The sequence below is a fragment of the Loktanella gaetbuli genome (genome assembly GCF_020531945.1).
Lineage (GTDB): Bacteria > Pseudomonadota > Alphaproteobacteria > Rhodobacterales > Rhodobacteraceae > Loktanella > Loktanella gaetbuli.
Genome location: NZ_JAJATZ010000012.1, coordinates 27253 through 48084 on the forward strand (window position 1 = coordinate 27253; position 20832 = coordinate 48084).

Here is a 20832-nt window from a genome sequence, read left to right on the forward strand (position 1 = left end):
CCGTTTTTCATCACGGGGAGAGCATGGAATGACCCAGACACAGGACTATGAGCAAAAAACCCGCGGCGGCAAGGCCGACACGCTGGCGCAATTCGAAGCGCCAAAGCGCAGTCCGCTGGGGCACCTTCAGCACATCTTGCACCAGACGCCGGCCATCGTGCCACTGGTGGTGCTGATCGTTGCAGTCATTGTTTTCGGCATCATCAATTCGAACTTCATGCGCGTCAGCACGCTGTCAACGATCTTTCAGCAGATTGGCATCGTTGGCGTGCTCGGCATCGCCCAAACGCTTGTCATCCTGACCGCAGGCATCGACCTGTCGGTTGGGGCGATGGCTGTGCTGATCACGGTGTTGATGGGACAGCTGACGTTCCGCTACGGCATGCCCGGCGAGTTGTCGGTCATGATCGCGTTGATCGCCGGCACGGTCATGGGGTCGATCAACGGCTTCCTTGTGGCCAAGATGAAAATCCCGCCCTTTATCACCACGCTGGGGACATGGCAGATTTTCCTTGCGACCAACTACATTTTTTCGCGCAACGAAACGATCCGGTCGCGTGACATCGAGGAAACCGCCCCGATCATGCAGTTCTGGGGCAATACCTTCGAAATTTTTGACGCACGGGTGACCTTTGCTGTCGTTCTGCTGATCGTGCTGGTGGCTGTCATGGCCTATGTGCTGCGGTCGACGGCCTGGGGCCGCCACGTCTATGCCGTTGGTGACGACGCTGACGCCGCCGGTCTGGCGGGTGTGAAAACCGACATGATCCTCATTCAGGTCTATGCACTGGCCGGATTGTTCTGCGCGATTGCCGCCTGGGTCATGGTGGGCCGGTTCGGGTCGATCACGCCTTCGGCCTCGACCGGTGTTCTGGGCAACATCCAGTCGATCACGGCCGTGGTGATCGGTGGCATCTCACTCTTTGGCGGTCGCGGCAGTATCGTGGGCATGTTCCTGGGCGCGCTGATCGTCGGCGTGTTCGAAATGGGCCTGCGTATGGCGGGGGCTGACGCCCAATGGACCTACCTGCTGATCGGCGTGCTGATCATCGGTGCCGTCGCAATCGACCAATGGATCAGAAAGGTATCATCATGACCGATCCCATTCTCACTGGCCGCAATCTGGTCAAACGCTACGGGCGCGTCACGGCCCTGGATCACTGCGATTTCGAACTCTACCCGGGCGAAATCCTTGCCGTGATCGGTGACAACGGTGCAGGCAAGTCGACCTTGATCAAGGCGCTGTCCGGTGCTGTGGTCCCGGACGAGGGTGAGGTGCATCTGGACGGCAAGCGCGTGAATTTCGCGACGCCGCTGGATGCCCGCGAGGCTGGTATCGAAACGGTTTACCAGACGTTGGCAATGTCACCCGCATTGTCCATCACCGACAACCTGTTCATGGGGCGGGAACTGCGCAAGCCCGGCATCATGGGCAAGGTGTTCCGTCAGCTCGATAAACCCGCAATGGCGAAATTCGCCCGCGAAAAACTGTCCGAACTGGGCCTGATGACGATCCAGAACATCAATCAGGCGGTCGAAACATTGTCCGGTGGTCAACGTCAGGGTGTCGCCGTGGCGCGGGCCGCGGCCTTTGGTAGCCGCGTCATCATCCTTGACGAACCGACGGCGGCATTGGGCGTCAAGGAAAGCCGCCGCGTGCTGGACCTGATCCAGGACGTGCGGTCGCGTGGCATTCCGATCATCCTGATCAGCCACAACATGCCCCATGTGTTCGAAGTTGCAGACCGCGTTCACGTTCACCGTCTGGGCAAGCGCCTGTGCGTCATTGATCCGAAAAATCATTCGATGTCGGACGCCGTGGCCTACATGACCGGTGCTGCCGAACCCGATGAGGCGCTGATCGGTGGCAAGGCGCACGCCTGATCCAAGCGATAGACGAACAGCAAAAGGGCCGCCCGGATTGGGCGGCCCTTTTTGTTGATGTCACTCGGCCGCTTCGGCGTAGGCCTCGAGTGGCGGACAGGTGCACAACAAATTCCGGTCGCCATAGACATTGTCGACCCGGTTCACGGGTGGCCAGTATTTGTCGACGCGGAATGCGCCGGGTGGGAAACACCCCTGTTCGCGGGTGTAGGGACGGTCCCAATCGCCGACCAGATCCTCGACCGTATGGGGCGCGTTTTTCAGTGGATTGTTGACCGGGTCCATCTCGCCGCTGGCGACCATGTCGATTTCCGCGCGGATCGCCAGCATCGCATCGCAGAACCGGTCCAGTTCTGCCTTGGTCTCGCTTTCCGTGGGTTCGATCATCAGCGTGCCTGTGACGGGCCAGCTCATCGTGGGGGCGTGGAACCCGCAGTCGACCAGACGTTTCGCGATATCGTCGACGGTGATCCCGTGTTCGGCAAAGGGCCGGGTGTCCAGAATGCACTCATGCGCCACGCGCCCGGATTTACCTCGGTAGAGCACTTCAAACGCCCCTGACAGCCGTTCGGCCATATAGTTGGCGTTCAGGATCGCGACCCGCGTGGCCTGCGTCAGACCCGCGCCGCCCATCATCAGGCAATAGGCCCAGGAAATCGGCAGCAGCGACGGCGACCCATAGGCGGCAGCGGCCACAGCGCCTTCGCCCGTGTTGGGATCGCCGGGCAGGTGTTCGATCAGGTGCTCCTTCACACCGATGGGGCCCATGCCGGGGCCTCCGCCACCGTGGGGAATGCAGAACGTCTTGTGCAGGTTCAGGTGACTGACATCGCCGCCCAGATCGCCGGGGCGGGACAGGCCGACCATGGCGTTCATGTTGGCACCGTCGATATAGACCTGACCACCATGCGCATGGGTGATGTCACAGACCTCTTTCACCGTTTCCTCGAACACGCCGTGGGTGCTGGGATAGGTGATCATGCAGCCCGCAAGGTTTTCGGCGTGCAATTCGGCCTTGGCCCGGAAATCATCCAGATCGATGTCGCCGTTGTCCGCCGATTTGACGACGACGACCTTCCAGCCGACCATCTGGGCACTGGCGGGGTTGGTGCCATGCGCGGACACGGGAATCAGGCAGACGTTGCGATGACCCTCGCCACGCGCCTTTTGCCAGCGGGCGATGGTCAGCAGGCCTGCGTATTCACCCTGTGCGCCGGAATTCGGCTGCATCGAAATGGCGGCATACCCGGTAATGTCGCACAGCTTTGCGCTGAGGTCCTCAATCATATGGGTATAACCCTGTGCCTGATCTTTGGGACAATAGGGATGCAGCAACGCGAATTCGGGCCAGGAAATCGGCATCATCTCGGCTGCGGCGTTCAGTTTCATCGTGCAGGACCCCAGCGGGATCATCGCACGGTCCAGCGCCAGATCACGGTCGGCCAGACGGCGCATGTAGCGCATCATTTCCGTTTCCGCCCGGTTCATGTGGAACACGGGATGGGTCAGATAGGAGGTCTGGCGGATCATCGCATCTGGCATCCGGTAATCCGCCGTCAGATCGGTGTCGCGATCCTGAATGCCAAAGGCACGCCAGACCTGCCGGATCGTGGCCGGACGGCAGCGTTCATCCATTGCAATGCCGACCTTGGTCTTGCCCACACGACGCAGGTTGATGCCCTCGTTGACGGCCGCTTGCATAACCCCGCGCTGCAGGGCACCGACCTCGACCGTGATGGTGTCGAAAAACGCGTCCGGCTCGACCTTGAAGCCCGCGTCCTCGAGCCCGCGGGCAAGGCGCACCGTCTTGCGGTGAATGCGCTGCGCGATGGCTTTCAGTCCCTCGGGCCCGTGAAACACGGCGTAGAAGCCCGCCATCACCGCCAGCAGCGCCTGTGCCGTGCAGACATTCGAAGTCGCCTTTTCCCGGCGGATGTGCTGTTCGCGCGTTTGTAGCGACAAACGGTAGGCGCGGTTGCCATGGGCATCGACGCTGACGCCAACAATCCGCCCCGGCATGCTGCGTGCATAGGCCTGTTTTGTGGCCATGTAGGCCGCATGCGGACCGCCGTAACCGACTGGCACGCCAAAGCGCTGGGTCGATCCGACAGCGATATCTGCCCCCATCGCGCCGGGCTCTTTCAGCAGGCACAGCGCCAGCGGGTCGGCCGTCACGATGCCAACCGCGTTTTCCGCGTGCAAGGCTGCCATTTGCGCTGTGAAATCCCGCACGTGACCGTGGGTTCCGGGATACTGGAAAATCGCACCGAACACCGCCGTCGCATCCAGCGTATCGGGGTCACGGACGATCACCTCGATCCCCAGCGGTTCGGCCCGCGTGCGGATCACGTTGATATTCTGCGGATGGCAGTTTTCATCGACGAAAAACGCAGGTGCCTTGGACTTGGCGACACGCTGCGCCATCGTCATCGCCTCGGCGCAGGCCGTGGCCTCGTCCAGCAGGGATGCGTTGGCGATTTCCAGCCCCGTCAGGTCGCTGATCATGGTCTGATAATTCAGCAGCGCCTCCAGCCGGCCCTGAGAGATTTCAGGCTGGTAGGGCGTATAGGCCGTGTACCAGGCCGGGTTTTCCAGAATATTGCGCTGGATCGCGGGCGGCGTGACCGTGCCGTAGTAGCCTTGACCGATCAGGGACGTCAGCACGGTATTCTGTTTCGCGACCTGCTGCATGTGCCACAGCAGTTCGCTTTCCGATTTGGGTTTGCCGAATTCCAACGGTTCGGCCTGCCGGATACCCGCAGGCAGGGTTTCGTCGATCAGCGCATCCAGCGAGGGCGCGCCGACGGTCTGCAACATGGCTTCCATCTCTTCGGGTGAGGGGCCGATGTGACGGCGGTTCGCAAAGTCATAGGGCAGGTAGTCCGTCGGCGTGTAGGTCATGAATTCATCCTATCCGATCAGTTTCTTGTAGGCGGCCTCGTCGAGGTATTCGTCCAGCTGGGACATGTCCTCGACCGACATCTTGAAAAACCAGCCGTCGCCGATGGGATCATCGTTCACCAGGCCGGGGTTATCGTTCAGCGTGGTATTCACCTCGACGATTTCGCCCGATAGCGGGGCCAGGATGTCGGACGCGGCCTTGACCGATTCAATCACGACAGCCTCGTCGTCCTTGACGACCACGGTGCCTTCGTCCGGCAGTTCGACAAACACGATATCGCCCAGCTGCGTGGCGGCATGTTCGGTGATGCCGACCACGACAAGGTCATCCTCGACGCGCAGCCATTCGTGTTCTTCGGTGAATTTCAACATGGGGTCTGATCCTTTTCAGCGTTTGAAATTGGCGGGGGTAAACGGCAACGCGGCCACGGTGACGGGCAGGCGTTTGCCCCGCAGTTCCGCACATAGGGCCGTGCCGGGGGCGGCAAACCCCCGGTCGATCAGGGCCATGGCAACTGGCCGCTGAACCGTCGGCCCGAATCCGCCAGAGGTGATGCGCCCGATTGGTGTTTGCGCATCTGCATCGGCAAAGATCTCCACACCCTCGCGCATGGGCGCACGCCCGTCAGGCAGCAGACCGACCCGTGCCGTGGCCGGGGCGTCTGCCAGTTCGGCACCGATGATATTCGCACCGGGATAGCCGCCTGCGCGCGCACCACCGGGGCGGCGGACCTTTTGGATCGCCCAGGTCAGGCCAGCGGCAACGGGCGTCGTAGTGTCGTCGATATCGTGGCCATACAGGCAAAGTCCGGCCTCCAGCCGCAGGCTGTCACGGGCCCCCAGACCGATGGGTGCCACATCGGGCAGGTCCAGCAACGCAACTGCAAGCGGTTCGGCCTGCGCGTCGGGCACCGAAATTTCATAGCCGTCCTCGCCGGTATAACCGGATCGTGACACCCAGCAGGTCACGCCAGCCAGTTCCATGTCGATCACGTCCATGAACCGCATGGCGCGGGCGGCGGGGTTCAGCGTGGCCAGGGCATCCTCTGCAAGCGGTCCTTGCAGCGCCAGCAGGGCGCGGTCCGTCACCTCTGTCAGTGTCACGCCGTCCGGCAGATGCGCACGGATATGGGCGATGTCGGCGGCCTTGCAGGCGGCGTTGACGACCATGAACACGCTGTCCCCACGCCGTGCCAGCATCAGGTCGTCGCGGATACCGCCTGCGTCGTTGGTCAGAAATCCATACCGCTGACGTCCATCCGCAAGGCCTGCAATATCAACGGGAATCAGCGACTCCAGCGCCTGTGCGACCGCCGCGTACGATGGTCCCGCGACCACGCATTGGCCCATATGGCTGACGTCGAACAATCCCGCCTTGGTTCGTGTGTGCAGGTGTTCGGGCAGAACGCCCGTGTATTGCACGGGCAGGTCGTAACCGGCAAAGCCGACGATCTTGCCCCCAAGGGCAACATGCAGATCAAAGAGCGGGGTCTTGCGGTTTTCGTCCAAAGCGGTCCTTTCGCCGTGGCGCGCACGGGCATCCTGGGCCGCGTACGCGACCTGATGCCCCCTCTGTCCGTTTGCCTGAGATCGCTATCCCGTCGGCGGGCACGCAAGGTGCCACTCTCCAGAGTGTTAAGACCCCTGTGGTCCTGTGGCCTGAGCGTTTCCGGGGCGGTTGCGCCTTCGGCACCGGGTGTTACCGGTTCTCCCACACGATTCGTGTGAAGGTTAGCCAGTTAGGCGGCAACCATCAAGCCATCGGCCTTGAGTTTCGCATGTGTCTCGTCCAGCGACTGTACGGCGCGGTCGATGAACTGGTCGATTTCCGCCTTGGTGATGACCAGTGGCGGTGAAATCACCATGCGGTCGCCCACGTGACGCATGACCAGATTGTTGGCGAAACAGCGTTCGCGGCAGATGTACCCTGCCGTGCCCTCGTCGGATTTGAATTTCGCGCGTGCCGCCTTGTCAGGTGTCATGCGGATTGATCCCATCAGACCCACGATGCTGGCGTCACCGACCAGCGGGTGGTCGATCAGGCCTTCCCATTTTTCGCGCAGGTAGGGCGCTGCGACATTCGCCACGTGATCGACGATCTTTTCATCCTCGAGGATGCGGATGTTTTCCAGCGCCAGTGCGGCCGACAGCGGATGTGCGGCGTAGGTATAACCGTGGTTGAATTCGCCCGCGTCGTTGATCGTGTTCGCCACGTTGTCCGACAGCAGCGATGCGCCGATGGGCGCGTAACCCGACGACATGCCCTTGGCGATGGTCATGATGTCGGGGCGCAGGTCCAGCGTCTGGCTGCCGAACCATTTGCCGGTGCGGCCAAAGCCCGTTATGACCTCATCCGCGATCAGCAGAACGTCGTAATGCGCGCAGATGCGCTGGATTTCAGGCCAGTAAGTTGCGGGCGGCACGATGACACCGCCAGATCCCTGGATCGGCTCCGCGATGAACGCCGCCACGTTGTCCTGACCCAGCTCAAGGATCTTTTCCTCTAGCTGCTTGGCACGTGCGAGCCCGAAATCTGCCGGATCGCTGTCGCCGCCCTGCATCCACCAATCGGGCTGTTCGATGTGGGCGACGTCGGGGATCGGCATGCCGCCCTGTGCGTGCATGAATTTCATGCCGCCCAGACTGCCTGATCCCATCGTGGACCCGTGATATCCATTCCAACGGCCAATCACGATACGCTTCGTCGGCTTGCCCTTGGCGGCCCAATAATGCCGCACAAGGCGCAGGTTTGTGTCATTCGCCTCTGACCCGGAATTGGCGAAATGCACATGGTTCAGGTCGCCGGGGGCAATCTGTGCCAGCTTGGCTGCCAATGTGACGGCAGGAACATGCGTGGTTTGAAAGAACGTGTTGTAGAACGACAGTTGCTCGATCTGCCGCTTGGCGGCCTCGGCCATTTCGGGGCGACCATAGCCGATGTTCACGCACCACAGGCCTGCCATGGCGTCCAGAATACGGTTGCCATCGCTATCGGTCAGCCACACGCCCTTGGCCGCCGTGATGACGCGCGCGCCTTTCTTGTTCAGCGCACTGCCATCGGTGAAAGGATGCATGTGATGTGCCGCATCCAGCGCCTGAAGCTCTTCGGTAGGCAGGTGATTCTCGAACATCGGGCGTCCTTTCACGGTCAAAGTCTGGCGTCACGATTGCGCCCGGCGCATGGTATTGGCAAGCGGATTTACACGATCGCCAGCCGGATCGCATAGGCGACGACGGTCAGGGCCGCCACCGAGGCGACCCAGATCGCGACAAACCATGCGACACGTTTCCAGGCCGGGCTCTGTGCCATCAGTGATAGCCTTCTTCGGGGTCGATCTTGCCGCGAAACACCCAGTAGGCATAGGCGGTGTAGCCCAAGATGATCGGCACGAGGATGACCGTGCCTACCAGCGCAAATAGCAGACTGCTGTCAGGGGCGGCGGCCTTTCTGATCGTCAGGGCAGGGGGGATGATGTTTGGATAAAAGCTGATTCCGATCCCGATGAACGCCAGTACGAAAATGGCTTCGGCGGCAAAGAAGGGCGTCTTGTCCCGCCCGGTCGCCAAACCGTGAAACAGCAGGTAAATCGCGACGACCAAGGCGATGGGTACCGGCGAGGTATAAAGCGTGCCTGGCCAGTTGAACCAGCGGCCAAAGTATTCAGGGTCCTGAAATGGTGTCCAGACGCTGATGCCCGCCACGAATACCAGTGTGATGATCGCAAGCGGTTTGGCCAGATCGCGCATGCGGTGACTGACGCCACCGCTGGTTTTCATCACCAGCCAGGTCGCCCCCAACAGCGCATAGCCGCAGACCACGGCCACACCGGTTGCGATCGAAAATGGCGTCAGCCAGTCCCACCAGCCACCGCCATAGGCACGGCCGTCGACCTCGATCCCCTGGACCAGCGCACCTAGGGCGATGCCCTGGCACAGGGCCGCGACAGCAGAGCCTCCGCAGAACGCAGAGTCCCAGACCCTGCGCCAGCGCACGGTTTTCCACCGGTATTCAAAGGCGACACCCCGAAACACCAGCGCCAGCAACATGATGATGATGGGCATGTAGAGCGCAGGCATGACGATGGCATAGGCCAGCGGAAACACGGCAAACAGACCGCCACCACCCAGCACCAGCCAGGTTTCGTTTCCGTCCCAGACGGGGGCGACGGAATTCATCATCACGTCCCGATCGCGGTCCGTATGGGCAAAGGGAAACAGGATGCCCAGCCCCAGATCAAAACCGTCAAGGATGACATAGACCAGAACCGCAAAGGCGATGATCCCCGCCCAGATGAACGACAGTTCAAAGATAACGTCAGGCATTGGTCATTCTCCCGGTGCGAGGTTGCCGCGGTCCACCTGCTGGACCGGGGTGATCCCGGCGGTGCGGGTCGGGCCGTTGTCTTCAAGGTTTTTGGGCGCGCCCACGTCTTTGCCCATCAGGCGCATGATGTAGAATGTGCCGGCCCCGAATACGAAGAAGTAAACCACGATAAAGGCGATCAACGATGCCGCGACGGCGGGTGCCGCGATGGGCGACAGGCTCTCGGATGTGCGCATCACGCCGTAGACGGTAAAGGGCTGGCGCCCGACCTCGGTGGTGATCCAGCCGGCCAGCACCGCGATGAAACCCGCAGGCCCCATCAGCACTGCCGTCCGGTGCAGCAGCGGGGAATCGTACAGCCGCTTGCGATAGCGCTGCACCCCGCCCCAGATGCCGACGGCCAGCATGGCAAACCCGATGCCCACCATCACCCGAAAGCTGAAGAACACGATCGCCACGGGCGGTTCATCCGCGTCCGGAATCGTATCCAGACCGTCCAAGGGCGCATTCAGGTCATGTTTCAGGATCAGCGACGACAGCTTGGGGATCTCGACGGCATAGTCGATCCGCTTTTCTTCGGGGTTAGGGATGCCGAACAGGATCAGCGGCGCACCATCGGGGTGGCTGTCATAATGGCCTTCCATCGCCATCACCTTGGCGGGTTGGTGTTCCAGCGTGTTGATGCCGTGGAAATCACCCGCCGCAATCTGAAGCGGCGTGACCAGCAGCGCCATCCACATCGCCATGGAAAACATCTTGCGTGCGGCAGCGTCCGTGCGGTCCTTCAGCAGATGCCATGCGCCCACGCCCGCCACCACAAAGGCGGTCGTCAGATACGCGGCCAGCACCATGTGCAGTAGGCGATATGGGAACGACGGGTTGAACACGATTTCCAGCCAGTTTTCCGGCACGAACTGGCCCAACTCGTTGATGCTGTAGCCGGCGGGCGTCTGCATCCAGCTGTTCACGCTCAGGATCCATGTGGCCGACATCAGCGTGCCGAACGCCACCATTGCCGTGGCAAACATATGAAGCCCGTTGCCAACGCGTTCACGCCCGAACAGCATGATGCCCAGGAAACCGGCCTCGAGGAAAAATGCCGACAGCACCTCGTAGGCCATCAGTGGCCCAAGCACGGGGCCGGTCCGGTCCGAAAATACCGCCCAGTTGGTGCCGAACTGGTAGGACATGACGATGCCCGAAACGACGCCCATGCCGAATGCGACGGCGAAAATCTTTTTCCAATAGTCGAACAGCGCCCGGTAGGTCGGGTTCCCCGTCCTGAGCCAGAGCGCGTTCAGCACCGCGAGGAAACTGGCCAGACCGATCGAAAAGGCGGGAAAGATGATGTGGAACGATACCGTGAATGCGAATTGCACCCGTGCGAGGATTTCTGCACTGAAACCTGACAGCATGATCTGTCCTTTCTGTTGGCAGCCGCAAGGCGGTCGCGGCCCATCCATGTCTGACGACGATCGGATCGTTCAATGTCAGCCATGCTTCAGGTATCGCTACACCCGCTTTTGTGCCGCTGGCAAGTTTAGCATTGCTTAAACTGGTCCGCGTCGGGATAGTTCCGGGCGATGACGCAGCGGACCCCGTGACCCTGCGTCGCACCAAAGGGAGGGAATGAAATGAAAACGACACGCAGGTCACTGATGACCGCCGCGAGCGCGCTGGCCTTTGCCGCGCTGACCGCAACATCCGCCGTGGCGCAGGAGGTCACGCTGAAAATGCACCAGATGCTGCCTCAGCAGGCCGCGATCCCGTCGCAGATGCTGGAGGTCTGGGCCAACAACGTTGAAGAACAGAGCAACGGCGCGATCAAGGTCGACCGCTATCCTGCCATGCAGCTGGGGGGTGTTCCGCCAGAGCTGGTGGATCAGGTGCAGGACGGCGTGGCTGACGTGATCTGGACCGTCGTGGGCTATACGCCGGGCCGGTTCCCCGCCACCGAGGTGTTCGAGCTGCCGTTCTTTGTCGATGACGCCCGCGCTGCGACCTATGCCTACTGGACCATGTACGAAGAAAGCATGCGGGAAACCGATTTCCCCAACATGAAGATGTTGGCGACATTCGTGCACGGACCGGGCCTGTTCCACACCAAGGACCCTGTCGAAACGCCTGCCGACCTCGAAGGCATGAAAATCCGCGGTGGTTCGCGTCTTGTGAACCAGATGCTGGAACTGGTCGGTGCCACACCTGTCGGCATGCCCGTCCCCGGCGTGTCAGAGGCCCTGTCCAAGGGTGTGATCGACGGCACCACCCTGCCGTGGGAGGTCACGACCGCTGTGCGCAGCTCGGAGCTGGTGTCAAACCACACGTCATTCGAGGGGGCGGGCCTGTATACCCTGACGTTCATCGTGGCGATGAACCAAGGTGTCTATGACGGTCTGTCAGACGAGCTGAAGGCCGTGATCGACAGCAATTCCGGTCTGGATTTTTCCATGCTGGGTGCTGACGTCATGCTGGACTTTGACGCACGCGGCATGACCATCGCAGAGGATCTGGGCAACAACTTCATCGAAATCGATGCAGCCACGGTCGAGGCAGAATGGGTCCCCGCGGTGCAGCCGATCTATGAAAGCTGGGTCGCCGACATGAACGAACGCGGCTATGACGGTCAGGCCCTGATCGACCGCGCGCGGGCATTGATGGACGAATACAAGGCAGCGAACTAAGTCAGCACGCTGACAGAGCGACGGGCGGCCGCCACACAGCGGCCGCCACTTTTATCCGGGGGGGCGGTTTTGTACGGATTTTTCTATCGACTTTCGCTGGTCATGGCGTGGATCGGCGGTCTGGTCCTGACAGGTATCGTCATCCTGATCTGCGTTTCTGTGCTGGGACGCACGTTGAACGGCATGTTGCACGGCGATGTTGCCCAGTCCGTGATGCCCGCCCTAGCCGACTGGCTGATTGCGGCAGGCGTCGGTCCCGTGAACGGAGATTTCGAGCTGACCGAGGCGCTGGTCGCCTTTGCGATCTTTGCGTTTCTGCCGCTTTGCCAGATCACGGGCGGCCATGCCTCTGTCGATATCTTTACGCAGCGCATGTCACCGGGCGTCAACCGCGCCTTGCGGGTGGTGATCGACATGGTGTTCGCCGCCGTGATGGTGTTGCTTGCGGTTCAGCTATACGCCGGGCTGCTGAGCAAGCTGTCCAGCGGGCAAACCACGTTTCTATTGGAGTTTCCGGTGTGGTGGGGCTACGCGCTGAGCCTCATCGGCGCTGTCATCGCAGCGATCGTATCGGTCTGGATCGCGGCCACCCGTGTGGCAGAGGTCGCAACCGGGCGTGACATCCTGCCCGCCGACCTGGGAGCAGACCATTGAGCGATACCCTGATCGGCATTCTGTCGTTCCCGGCCCTGCTGGGGCTGATTTTCCTGCGGGTTCCCATCGGTTTGGCGATGTTTCTGGCCGGTTTGGTCGGGCTGGTGCTGGTCACCGGCGACACGACCATTCCCCTCGCGCGGTTGAAATCCGAGACCTACACGACCTTTGCCAGCTATTCGCTGTCGATCATTCCGATGTTCTTGCTGATGGGGCATTTCGCGACCCTCGGCGGCATGTCGCAGGCCTTGTTCAAGGCCGCAGAGGGCTGGCTGGGCCACCGCAAGGGCGGCGTCGCCATGGCCGCGGTGGGGGCCTGCGCGGGTTTCGGCGCGATCTGCGGATCGTCATTGGCGACGGCGGCCACCATGTCGCGTGTCGCGTTGCCGGAAATGCGCCGCTATGGCTATGCCGGTGGCTTTTCGACAGCGACGCTGGCCGCCGGTGGCACGCTGGGCATCCTGATCCCGCCGTCCGTCGTGCTGGTGATCTATGCCATCCTGACCGAACAGAATATCGCCAAGCTGTTTCTGGCCGCCTTTATCCCCGGCATCATCGCCGCACTGGGTTACGTCGCCGTCATCTCGATCTATGTCCGTCTGTATCCAGAGGCGGCGGGCACGCGGCCACGGGTCAACTATGCTGAGCGGATGCGCGCATTGGCGGCGGTCTGGCCTGTTCTTTTGGTCTTTGGCCTTGTCGTCGGTGGCATCTATGCGGGCTGGTTCACCCCGACCGAAGGTGCTGCCGTGGGTGCCATGGGCACCGGGATCATCGCATGGGTCAATGGTGGCCTGACATGGGCGACCTTGGGCGAATCCTTTACCGTGACCGCGAAATCCACGGCGATGATCTTTTTCATCGTGCTGGGGGCTGCATTCTACAACGGGTTTCTGGCCCTGACGCAGGTGCCGCAGGAAATCGCGGGCTGGGTCGTGGGGCAGGGGTTTTCGCCTTGGGTCGTGCTGGCGTTCATCCTCGTGTTCTACCTGTTGCTGGGCTGTCTGATGGACAGCCTGTCGATGATCCTGCTGACGATCCCGATCTTTTGGCCGGTCATGCAGGGCCTCGATTTCGGGTTCGTGTCCTTGATCGAACTGCAAGGCAGCAAGCTGGCGGAACTGATCGCCAGCGGTGCCGAGGTCGCACCGGCCCTGCTGGCCGAGGCGCAGGCCAGTCTGGCGCAGGGGATCGAGCTGACCCGCGACCAGCTGCGCGAACTGGGCATCCGGGGCGCGACCGAAGGCGCGCTGGAGCGGATCAACACCGAACGTGTGGCTATCTGGTTCGGTATTCTGGTCCTGATCGTGGTCGAGGTCGGCCTGATCACACCGCCCGTGGGCATGAACCTGTTCATCATCAACGCGATGGACCGCGACACACCGATGAGCGAGACCTACCGCGCGGTGCTGTTTTTCGTCGGGTCCGACATCCTGCGGGTGATCGTGCTGGCGGCGTTCCCGATCATCACGCTGGTGCTGATTCCGTTCTAGGCGGGATCGGACCGGGCCGCGTCCCGCAAGGTCTGACCGACCTGCTTCAGGGCGGCCCCCAGTGCGGATGATTGCCGCCAGACCATGCCGACGGTGCGGCGCGGCTGCGATCCGGGGAAACGGGCGATGGACACAGGCGCCGAGGCCGTTTCGACGGCAACGGCCATGTCGGGGATCAGCGTCACGCCGATCCCCGAACCCACCATCTGCACCAGCGTAGACAGGGTCGATCCGTCCAGCATTTCCTTGGGCTGGGTATCGGGCATCTGGCAAAAGGACAGCGCCTGATCGCGGAAACAATGACCTTCTTCCAGCAACAACAGCCGCATTTCGCGCAGCGCCGCAGGCGACGGAATCGGGCTGTCCGCATCGGCGCGTGGCCGCACGAGCACGAACTCTTCCTCCAGCAGCGTCATTTCCGTCAGTGCGGGTTCCGAGATCGGCAGTGCCACGATCGCGGCATCCAGACGACCCGCGTCCAGATCGTCCAGCAGGGTTTGGGTGACGGATTCGCGCAACCGCAGATCCAGCCCCGGATGCGTCTGACCCAGTGCTGCGATGACACGCGGCAGCAGATAGGGGGCGATCGTTGGAATGATTCCCAACCGCAGCCGGGTCAGCGCCCCGCCTTGGGTCAATCGCGCCAGATCCGTCACCTCGTCCACCGCCCGCAGGATTTCGCGCGCGCGCGGCGCAAAGACCTCTCCAAAAGGGGTCAGTCGGACCTGCCGCGCAGACCGTTCGAACAGGAGGGTGCCCAGCGAATCTTCCAGTTCCTTGATCTGCATGGACAAGGCAGGTTGACTGATCGCCACCACGGCGGCGGCCCGTCCGAAATGACCCTGCGCGGCAAGTGCCTCGAAATATCGAAGCTGTTTCAGGGTAAGCGTTGACATCAGGAAAACCTATCGAAGCGATTAGAAAATACAACTTCATCTAATCGCTTTGTCAGTCTAGAACAATTCCAGATTCCGATAGCAGAGGAGCTGATCATGGACGGCAATCCCAAGGGCGATATCCGCAACTGTCCCGTAGCAGGCCACGCCCGCCCGCATGCGCGCAATAATTCACGTGGCAACCGTGATTGGTGGCCAAACCAGCTGAACCTGAAAATCCTGTCGCAGAATACGCCGCAGGTCAGCCCGATGGACCCCGATTTCAACTATGCCGAGGCATTCGAGGCGCTGGACAAGGACGCCCTGTGGAAGGACCTCGAGGCACTGATGACCGACAGTCAGGACTGGTGGCCTGCCGATTATGGCCACTATGGTCCGTTCTTTATCCGCATGGCATGGCATAGCGCCGGCACCTACCGCACCGCCGACGGTCGCGGTGGTTCGACGTCCGGCAGCCAGCGTTTCGCGCCGCTGAACAGCTGGCCCGACAACGTGAACTTGGACAAGGCGCGCCGCCTGCTGTGGCCGATCAAGCAGAAATACGGTGACGCGATCAGCTGGGCGGATCTGATGATCCTGACCGGGAACGTCGCGCTGGAAACCATGGGTTTCAAGACCTTTGGCTTTGCCGGTGGCCGCGAGGACATCTGGGAACCCGAAGAGGACATCTACTGGGGACAAGAGGACGAATGGCTTGCCCCGTCCGACAACCCGCTGAGCCGTTATTCCGGCGAGCGCGAGCTGGAAAATCCGCTGGCCGCCGTGCAGATGGGTCTGATCTACGTCAACCCCGAAGGTCCGGACGGAAACCCCGATCCGCAGGCCTCTGCCCACGACATCCGTGATACATTCGCCCGGATGGCGATGAACGACGAAGAAACCGTGGCACTGGTCGCAGGCGGTCACACCTTCGGCAAAACCCACGGCGCGGGTGATCCCACGCTGATCGGCGCAGAGCCAGAGGGTGCTGGCGTCGCATCGCAGGGCTTTGGCTGGGCAAGCGGTTTCAATTCCGGCAAGGGCGTCGACACCATTTCGTCCGGGCTCGAGGGCGCATGGACGGCGACACCGATCACCTGGGACAACAGCTATTTCGATACGCTGCTGAACCATGAATGGGAACTGACGACATCCCCCGCGGGTGCAAAACAGTGGACCCCCAAGGATGGTGCATTGGCAGGGACCGTGCCGGATGCGCATGACCCGTCCAAGACACACGCGCCGATGATGGCGACCTCTGACCTCGCGCTCAAGGTTGATCCTATCTACCGCGAGATCTCGGAGCGGTTCCACAAGAACCCCGACCAGTTCGCAGACGCCTTTGCCCGCGCCTGGTTCAAATTGTGCCACCGCGACATGGGCCCCAAGGACACATACCTTGGCCCCTGGGTGCCGCAAGAGGATCTGCTGTGGCAGGACCCGATTCCGGCACGCGATCACGATCTGATCGACGATGCGGATATCGCCGACCTCAAGGCCAAGCTGCTGGACAGCGGCCTGACGGTTTCGGAATTGGTCACGACTGCATGGGCCAGCGCATCCACGTTCCGCGGGTCCGACCGCCGGGGTGGTGCCAATGGTGCGCGCATCCGTCTGGCCCCAATGAACGTCTGGGACGTGAACGAGCCTGACACGCTGGGTGACCGGCTGGCCAAGCTGGAGGCAGTTCAAACCGCGTTCAACGACGCCCAGACCGGGAACAAGCGCGTGTCACTGGCCGATATCATCGTGCTGGGCGGTGTCGCCGCTGTGGAAAAGGCCGCCCGCGACGGTGGTCAGGACATCACGGTGCCCTTTACGCCGGGCCGGATGGACGCAAGCCAGGATCAGACGGATGTCGAATCCGTCGATGTTCTGGAACCGCAGGCAGATGGTTTCCGCAACTATCTGCAAAAGGACTTTACCGCGACGCCGGGCGAGCTGCTGGTCGACAAGGCACAACTGCTGACGTTGACAGCGCCAGAAATGACGGTGCTGGTCGGTGGTCTGCGCGTTCTGGGTGCGAACTACGGCAGCACCGATCATGGTGTGTTCACCGACCGTCCCGGTACGCTGAGCAATGACTTCTTTGTCAATTTGCTGAGCATGTCGAACGAATGGAAGGCCGTCGATGAATACGAAGGCACATTCGAAGGCCGCGACCGTGCAACTGGTCAGGTGAAATGGACCGGCACGCAGGTTGACCTGCTGTTCGGCTCTAACAGCCAGTTGCGCGCATTGTCCGAAACCTATGCCTGCGACAACGCCCGTTTCGTCAAGGCATTCGTCCGGGCCTTTGCCAAGGTGATGGATCTGGATCGTTTCGACGTCTGATCGGCACCATATTGCGCACAGGATACGCCGCCGGAGCAATCCGGCGGCGTATTGCGTTTTGGGGTCAGGCGATCACACGCCAGGGTGCAGGGTATCGTACCTCTTGCAGGTTGGTGCCTGCGCCGATCCGGTCGATCACGGCGAACAGGCCCGGCGCGTGCAACGGGGTCAGCACGCCGTGCCAGGTGCCCTTGTGAAAATTGATTGCCTGTCCGGGTCCGACCAGAAATGCCAACGGGTCGCCCGGTCGGCCACCTGCGTCCGGGGCTACAATGACCAGCCAGGGGTTCTGGTGCATCGGAACAAAGGCCTGCGACCCCTCTGGGTGGCGTTCCACCAGATCAAAGGCATAGGGCAGGCTGCGCGGTACTGCGTCAAAAATACTGATACCTGCGCGACCATCTGCGAAATCCAATGTCGCACGGTCGTGATAGCGGCCGCATAGGTCAGCGTTGATCAGCTTGTCCGGTGCACCGTTGGCATCCAGCACATCCCCGAACGGGGTAAAGGCTGCGGCGGTCAGTGGCTGGGCCAGAAGTGTCTGTGTCATGACCCATGGGTGATCATTGGTCGCGCAGCTGTCAACTGTCCCGTGCTTGCTCTGCATCCGTGCGGCGGGCAAACTGTCGCGATGACAAAGGCTTCTGACAGGTTGGACGCGGCGTGTTGATCGTCACCCATGACACGATCCGTAATCCGTCTGTGCTGAAGGTGCGGCAATTACCGCGCAAGTTCTTTGGCCGCGCGACGGTCTGGCCGCGCGGTATGGGGCCTGGATTATTTTTGCGGATCATCGTGGAATTCCAGATCCTGCGATATTTTCTGACGCTCACCCCGCTGGTCGTGGTGGCCTTGATCTGGAACGGTGCAGCCCTGCCGCTGTCGCAGGCGCCGGTGCTGATGCTGATTTTGATCTGGTGGCTGGAAACCCGCGTCTTGCGTGTGCCGGCGTCGCGTCGCGCGCGCCTGATCGATCCGGCGGCGGCAGACCGGGGGCTGGATGCGCTGCGCGCGCAGGCCCGTGCGGCCCTGACCCGGATCGCGGCCCATCGCGGGTTGAAACAGGGCGAATTGCATCTGGTGATCGAACAATCCGACCTGTGGACAGCGTCTCCGCTGACCTATGTTTCGGTGCAATGGGACAAGGGGCCAGAGGTGCTGTCGCTGACCCCGACCGAAATGCAGATCCTGCGCGACGGTCTGTTTCAGGGCGATCTGTCCGAACGCAGGTTGCAACGCATCAACCAAAGCCAGAACCAGTTCCTGCGCGACATCACCTTTGACGCGCGGGGCGTCTCGGCGCATGCGCGACTGGCGGCGGCGTTAGGCTGACAAATCGATCACCTGCCCGAAGGTTGGCATCAGATCGCCCGGTTGCGGCACCGCCCAGAACACTTTCAGACCCTTGGGCGCAGGCCCCGTCGGGCCGTCGAGGTCCGTCAGGATCACCAGTGCTGTGGCACCATCCGTTTGCGCCGCTGCGATGACAGGCTGAAAATCAGTGCCACCGCCACGCGGCAGATCGGGAAGGGGGACGGTCTGCGCCGTGGTGTCGATCCGGCTGACAGATCGCACCGCTTCGTCAAAGATGATCAGTATCACCTCGGCCCGCAGGCGACGGGTGATGCCCAGCACCTCTGCCCAGAACATCGCCAGCCGTGCATCATCGATGCTGCCAGAGGCATCGACGGCGACCGCGATACGCGGCACGTCGGTAAATGGCCTGTGGCCCGCCTGAAACCCCGGCTGCCGTGTCGTATCGGCCAAGGCTTGGGCTGTGCCCGCGATCCAGCGCCGGGTCGGGCGCATCGGGCTGGTCTGGGGGGCAACCGTGATGGCCGCCGTCAGCAGGCGGCGCAAGACAATTTCCCACGGGGTACGCGGTGCGGGGATGTCTGCGATGCGGTGACCGATCAGTCCAAGACCACGGCCAGCGGCGCGGCCCGCCTGCAAGGCCCGTGCCATGTGCTGTGCCCATGCGGCGGCCTGTTCGCGGTCCCCGCCTTGCTGGTCGTCCGCGCCGTCGCCGGGGTGGATGTCCCCTGCAAAGGCCTGTTGTCTGGCATAGGCGCGGGCGTGATCCGCGGCACGTTTGTCACCGCTGGCCCCCATGATCGTGAAATACAGCCGGTCGCTGTCCCAATCGGCCAGGGCCTGTGGCCCGCTGACCTCTTGGCCGATGCTGTCCAGAAGGCCGGTCAGCGTCACGGCGGGACGCGGCAGCGCATAGTCCGATTGCAACAGCGCCTCGTTCACCAGTGCATCGGCGCAGAGCTGCCAGAGTTGCGAATCGAAGGTGTCCCCAAGCCTACGCCCAAGATCCTTCAGCCGCGCAGAGTGGCGCAAGGCCACGTGCAGGATATGGTGCGCGGCGAGCCCCATCTGTTCGGGGCGTGATAGCGCGGCAAAATCGGGTCCATAGGTTATGGTCGTGCCAGCGGTTGCCGTCGTGTCGCCGTCGCGGTGGTCGCACCACAGCGACAAGGCGGCCAGCGCCGGATCGGCCTCGGCCAATGCAGTCAGGGCCACGGTTGCGCGGCTGGAATGGCGGATCACGTTGCGTCGCGGCGTGCGAGATAGTCCGCATAGGCCGCCGAATCGCGGAATGCCTCTTGCCAGCCCTGGGCCAGCGCGCGGTCGATCAGCAGCTCGAACCCGTAGGTCGTCAGTTCCCGGGTCGGCAGCGTGGCAAAATGTTCATCCCGCGCTGCTAGGTCCATGATCCCGGCCATGACCGAGATAACGGCAGGCATGTTGTCACGGTCCGCCAGGGCAATGAGCGCATAGGTCAGCGCCGTCAGACCGTGCAGACTGCGTGGGTAGAGGTCCGCGCGTTCGGCCGCTGTCGCCTCGATCATGGCCTGTGCCTGAACGGTGCTTGCGATGTCGCGCGCGATCAGGGTGAATTCGGCGGCCACTGCGTCGCCCACCGTGCCTGCGATCAGCGTGTCGCGCAGGGATGCGTCGTCAATGGCATGCAGCAAGGTGCTGACCCGCGCCCAACTGCGCGGTGTCGCCGCAATCATCGCCCCCCGGCGCAGGCAATCCTCGGTCGTGTCCAGCAGATCCGGGCGCGTGCGGATAAAGGCGATGACGCTGGGATGCAGGCCGCGCGGCACCGCATAGCGGGTGATCCAGTCACCGGCCTCGGCCCGCAAGGACAGATGGATCAGCCGGTCGGACAGGGCCGTGCCCATGTCATAGGCGATGGCACCATCCTCGACGGCATTGCCTGCAGCCACGATGAACGTGCTGTCCGGCAGGGCGAATTGACCAACGCGCCGTTCCTGTAGCAGGCCATAGACGGTGGGTTGCAGCGCAGGCGCGGCGGCAGTGAGTTCGTCCAGAAACAGGATCGCTGGCCGAGCGGGGTCGCTGGGCAGGTCCTGAGGCGGATACCAGACGGTGCGCTTGCTGTCGTGGTCATAGAAAGGAAGGCCGCGCAGATCGGCGGGTTCGATCGTGGTCAGTCGCAGGTCGAACAACTGGCTGCCTGTCTCTGCCGCGAGCTGGGTGACGATCTCGGTCTTGCCGATACCGGGACGACCGTGCAGCATCCAGCTTGCGGTCATTTGTCCTGCGGTTTGCGCGGCAAAGCCCGCGCGCAGGGCGTCCAGTGCCTGACCTGCTGAAATTGTCTGCGTATTGATCGACATGGCGCGTCCTCCTGGCCGACAACATAGGGC

At 62.2% G+C, this 20832-nt stretch carries 18 protein-coding genes and 1 riboswitch; of the genes, 7 read left to right on the top strand and 11 right to left on the bottom strand.

The window, feature by feature from the left end; translation table 11 throughout:
* Positions 1–28 precede the first annotated feature (28 nt).
* Together LGQ03_RS16295 and LGQ03_RS16300 are read left to right on the top strand one after the other, a co-directional pair.
* Positions 29–1096 carry an ABC transporter permease gene (locus LGQ03_RS16295; RefSeq protein WP_226749262.1) on the top strand — a complete coding sequence of 356 codons (1068 nt, stop codon included), beginning with the start codon at positions 29–31 and terminating at the stop codon, positions 1094–1096.
* Positions 1093–1884 carry an ATP-binding cassette domain-containing protein gene (locus LGQ03_RS16300; protein ID WP_056037545.1) on the top strand — a complete coding sequence of 264 codons (792 nt, stop codon included), beginning with the start codon at positions 1093–1095 and terminating at the stop codon, positions 1882–1884. The genes LGQ03_RS16295 and LGQ03_RS16300 overlap by 4 nt, the downstream gene beginning before the upstream one ends.
* Before the next feature lie 60 nt (positions 1885–1944).
* On the opposite strand, the gene gcvP is transcribed toward LGQ03_RS16300, so the two are convergent.
* From gcvP to LGQ03_RS16335, 7 genes are all read right to left on the bottom strand, one after another.
* Complete coding sequence (gcvP, locus tag LGQ03_RS16305) at positions 1945–4785, bottom strand: aminomethyl-transferring glycine dehydrogenase (RefSeq protein ID WP_226749263.1); 2841 nt, start codon at positions 4783–4785, stop codon at positions 1945–1947.
* Positions 4786–4794: 9 nt separating this feature from the next.
* Complete coding sequence (gene gcvH / locus LGQ03_RS16310) at positions 4795–5154, bottom strand: glycine cleavage system protein GcvH (protein ID WP_226749280.1); 360 nt, start codon at positions 5152–5154, stop codon at positions 4795–4797.
* An 18-nt stretch (positions 5155–5172) separates the two neighbouring features.
* Positions 5173–6294, bottom strand: a complete 1122-nt coding sequence (gcvT, locus tag LGQ03_RS16315) for a glycine cleavage system aminomethyltransferase GcvT (protein WP_226749264.1) — start codon at positions 6292–6294, stop codon at positions 5173–5175.
* A 128-nt stretch (positions 6295–6422) separates the two neighbouring features.
* Positions 6423–6509: riboswitch (glycine riboswitch) on the bottom strand.
* A gap of 15 nt (positions 6510–6524) precedes the next feature.
* Entirely contained in the window at positions 6525–7916 is a 1392-nt protein-coding gene (locus LGQ03_RS16320) for an aspartate aminotransferase family protein (protein WP_226749265.1), read from the bottom strand.
* Positions 7917–7984: 68 nt separating this feature from the next.
* Positions 7985–8095, bottom strand: coding sequence for a DUF2474 family protein (locus LGQ03_RS16325; protein ID WP_083484436.1), 111 nt, complete (start codon positions 8093–8095; stop codon positions 7985–7987).
* A complete protein-coding gene (gene cydB, locus LGQ03_RS16330; RefSeq protein WP_226749266.1) occupies positions 8095–9108 on the bottom strand; it encodes a cytochrome d ubiquinol oxidase subunit II in 1014 nt (337 codons plus the stop codon). Before cydB ends, LGQ03_RS16325 begins: the two co-directional genes overlap by 1 nt.
* Before the next feature lie 3 nt (positions 9109–9111).
* Positions 9112–10524: a cytochrome ubiquinol oxidase subunit I gene (locus LGQ03_RS16335; RefSeq protein ID WP_226749267.1), complete on the bottom strand. Its 1413-nt coding sequence runs from the start codon at positions 10522–10524 to the stop codon at positions 9112–9114.
* Positions 10525–10743: 219 nt separating this feature from the next.
* Between LGQ03_RS16335 and LGQ03_RS16340 the strand changes: the two genes are divergently transcribed.
* From LGQ03_RS16340 to LGQ03_RS16350, 3 genes are all read left to right on the top strand, one after another.
* On the top strand, positions 10744–11790 hold the full coding sequence (locus LGQ03_RS16340; RefSeq protein ID WP_090159978.1) for a TRAP transporter substrate-binding protein: 1047 nt from the start codon (positions 10744–10746) through the stop codon (positions 11788–11790).
* A 69-nt stretch (positions 11791–11859) separates the two neighbouring features.
* Positions 11860–12444, top strand: a complete 585-nt coding sequence (locus LGQ03_RS16345) for a TRAP transporter small permease (protein ID WP_226749268.1) — start codon at positions 11860–11862, stop codon at positions 12442–12444.
* Positions 12441–13937 carry a TRAP transporter large permease gene (locus tag LGQ03_RS16350; protein ID WP_226749269.1) on the top strand — a complete coding sequence of 499 codons (1497 nt, stop codon included), beginning with the start codon at positions 12441–12443 and terminating at the stop codon, positions 13935–13937. The genes LGQ03_RS16345 and LGQ03_RS16350 overlap by 4 nt, the downstream gene beginning before the upstream one ends.
* Here LGQ03_RS16350 and LGQ03_RS16355 read toward each other — a convergent pair.
* Complete coding sequence (locus LGQ03_RS16355; RefSeq protein WP_226749270.1) at positions 13934–14833, bottom strand: hydrogen peroxide-inducible genes activator; 900 nt, start codon at positions 14831–14833, stop codon at positions 13934–13936. The two genes, LGQ03_RS16350 and LGQ03_RS16355, sit on opposite strands and share 4 nt — an antisense overlap.
* Before the next feature lie 96 nt (positions 14834–14929).
* Here LGQ03_RS16355 and katG point away from each other — a divergent pair, with 96 nt between their 5' ends.
* The gene (gene katG, locus LGQ03_RS16360; RefSeq protein ID WP_226749271.1) at positions 14930–17146 is read left to right on the top strand and encodes a catalase/peroxidase HPI; all 2217 of its coding nucleotides are present in this window, start codon (positions 14930–14932) and stop codon (positions 17144–17146) included.
* A gap of 64 nt (positions 17147–17210) precedes the next feature.
* Here katG and LGQ03_RS16365 read toward each other — a convergent pair whose 3' ends face one another.
* Positions 17211–17696: an ureidoglycolate lyase gene (locus LGQ03_RS16365; RefSeq protein WP_226749272.1), complete on the bottom strand. Its 486-nt coding sequence runs from the start codon at positions 17694–17696 to the stop codon at positions 17211–17213.
* A gap of 113 nt (positions 17697–17809) precedes the next feature.
* On the opposite strand from LGQ03_RS16365, the gene LGQ03_RS16370 reads away from it, so the two are divergent.
* Positions 17810–18478 carry a hypothetical protein gene (locus LGQ03_RS16370; protein ID WP_226749273.1) on the top strand — a complete coding sequence of 223 codons (669 nt, stop codon included), beginning with the start codon at positions 17810–17812 and terminating at the stop codon, positions 18476–18478.
* Here the strand turns inward: LGQ03_RS16370 and LGQ03_RS16375 are convergent.
* Together LGQ03_RS16375 and LGQ03_RS16380 are read right to left on the bottom strand one after the other, a co-directional pair.
* On the bottom strand, positions 18470–19702 hold the full coding sequence (locus LGQ03_RS16375) for a vWA domain-containing protein (RefSeq protein WP_226749274.1): 1233 nt from the start codon (positions 19700–19702) through the stop codon (positions 18470–18472). The genes LGQ03_RS16370 and LGQ03_RS16375 overlap by 9 nt on opposite strands.
* Positions 19699–20802, bottom strand: coding sequence for an AAA family ATPase (locus tag LGQ03_RS16380; RefSeq protein WP_226749275.1), 1104 nt, complete (start codon positions 20800–20802; stop codon positions 19699–19701). The genes LGQ03_RS16375 and LGQ03_RS16380 overlap by 4 nt, the downstream gene beginning before the upstream one ends.
* Positions 20803–20832: the final 30 nt, after the last annotated feature.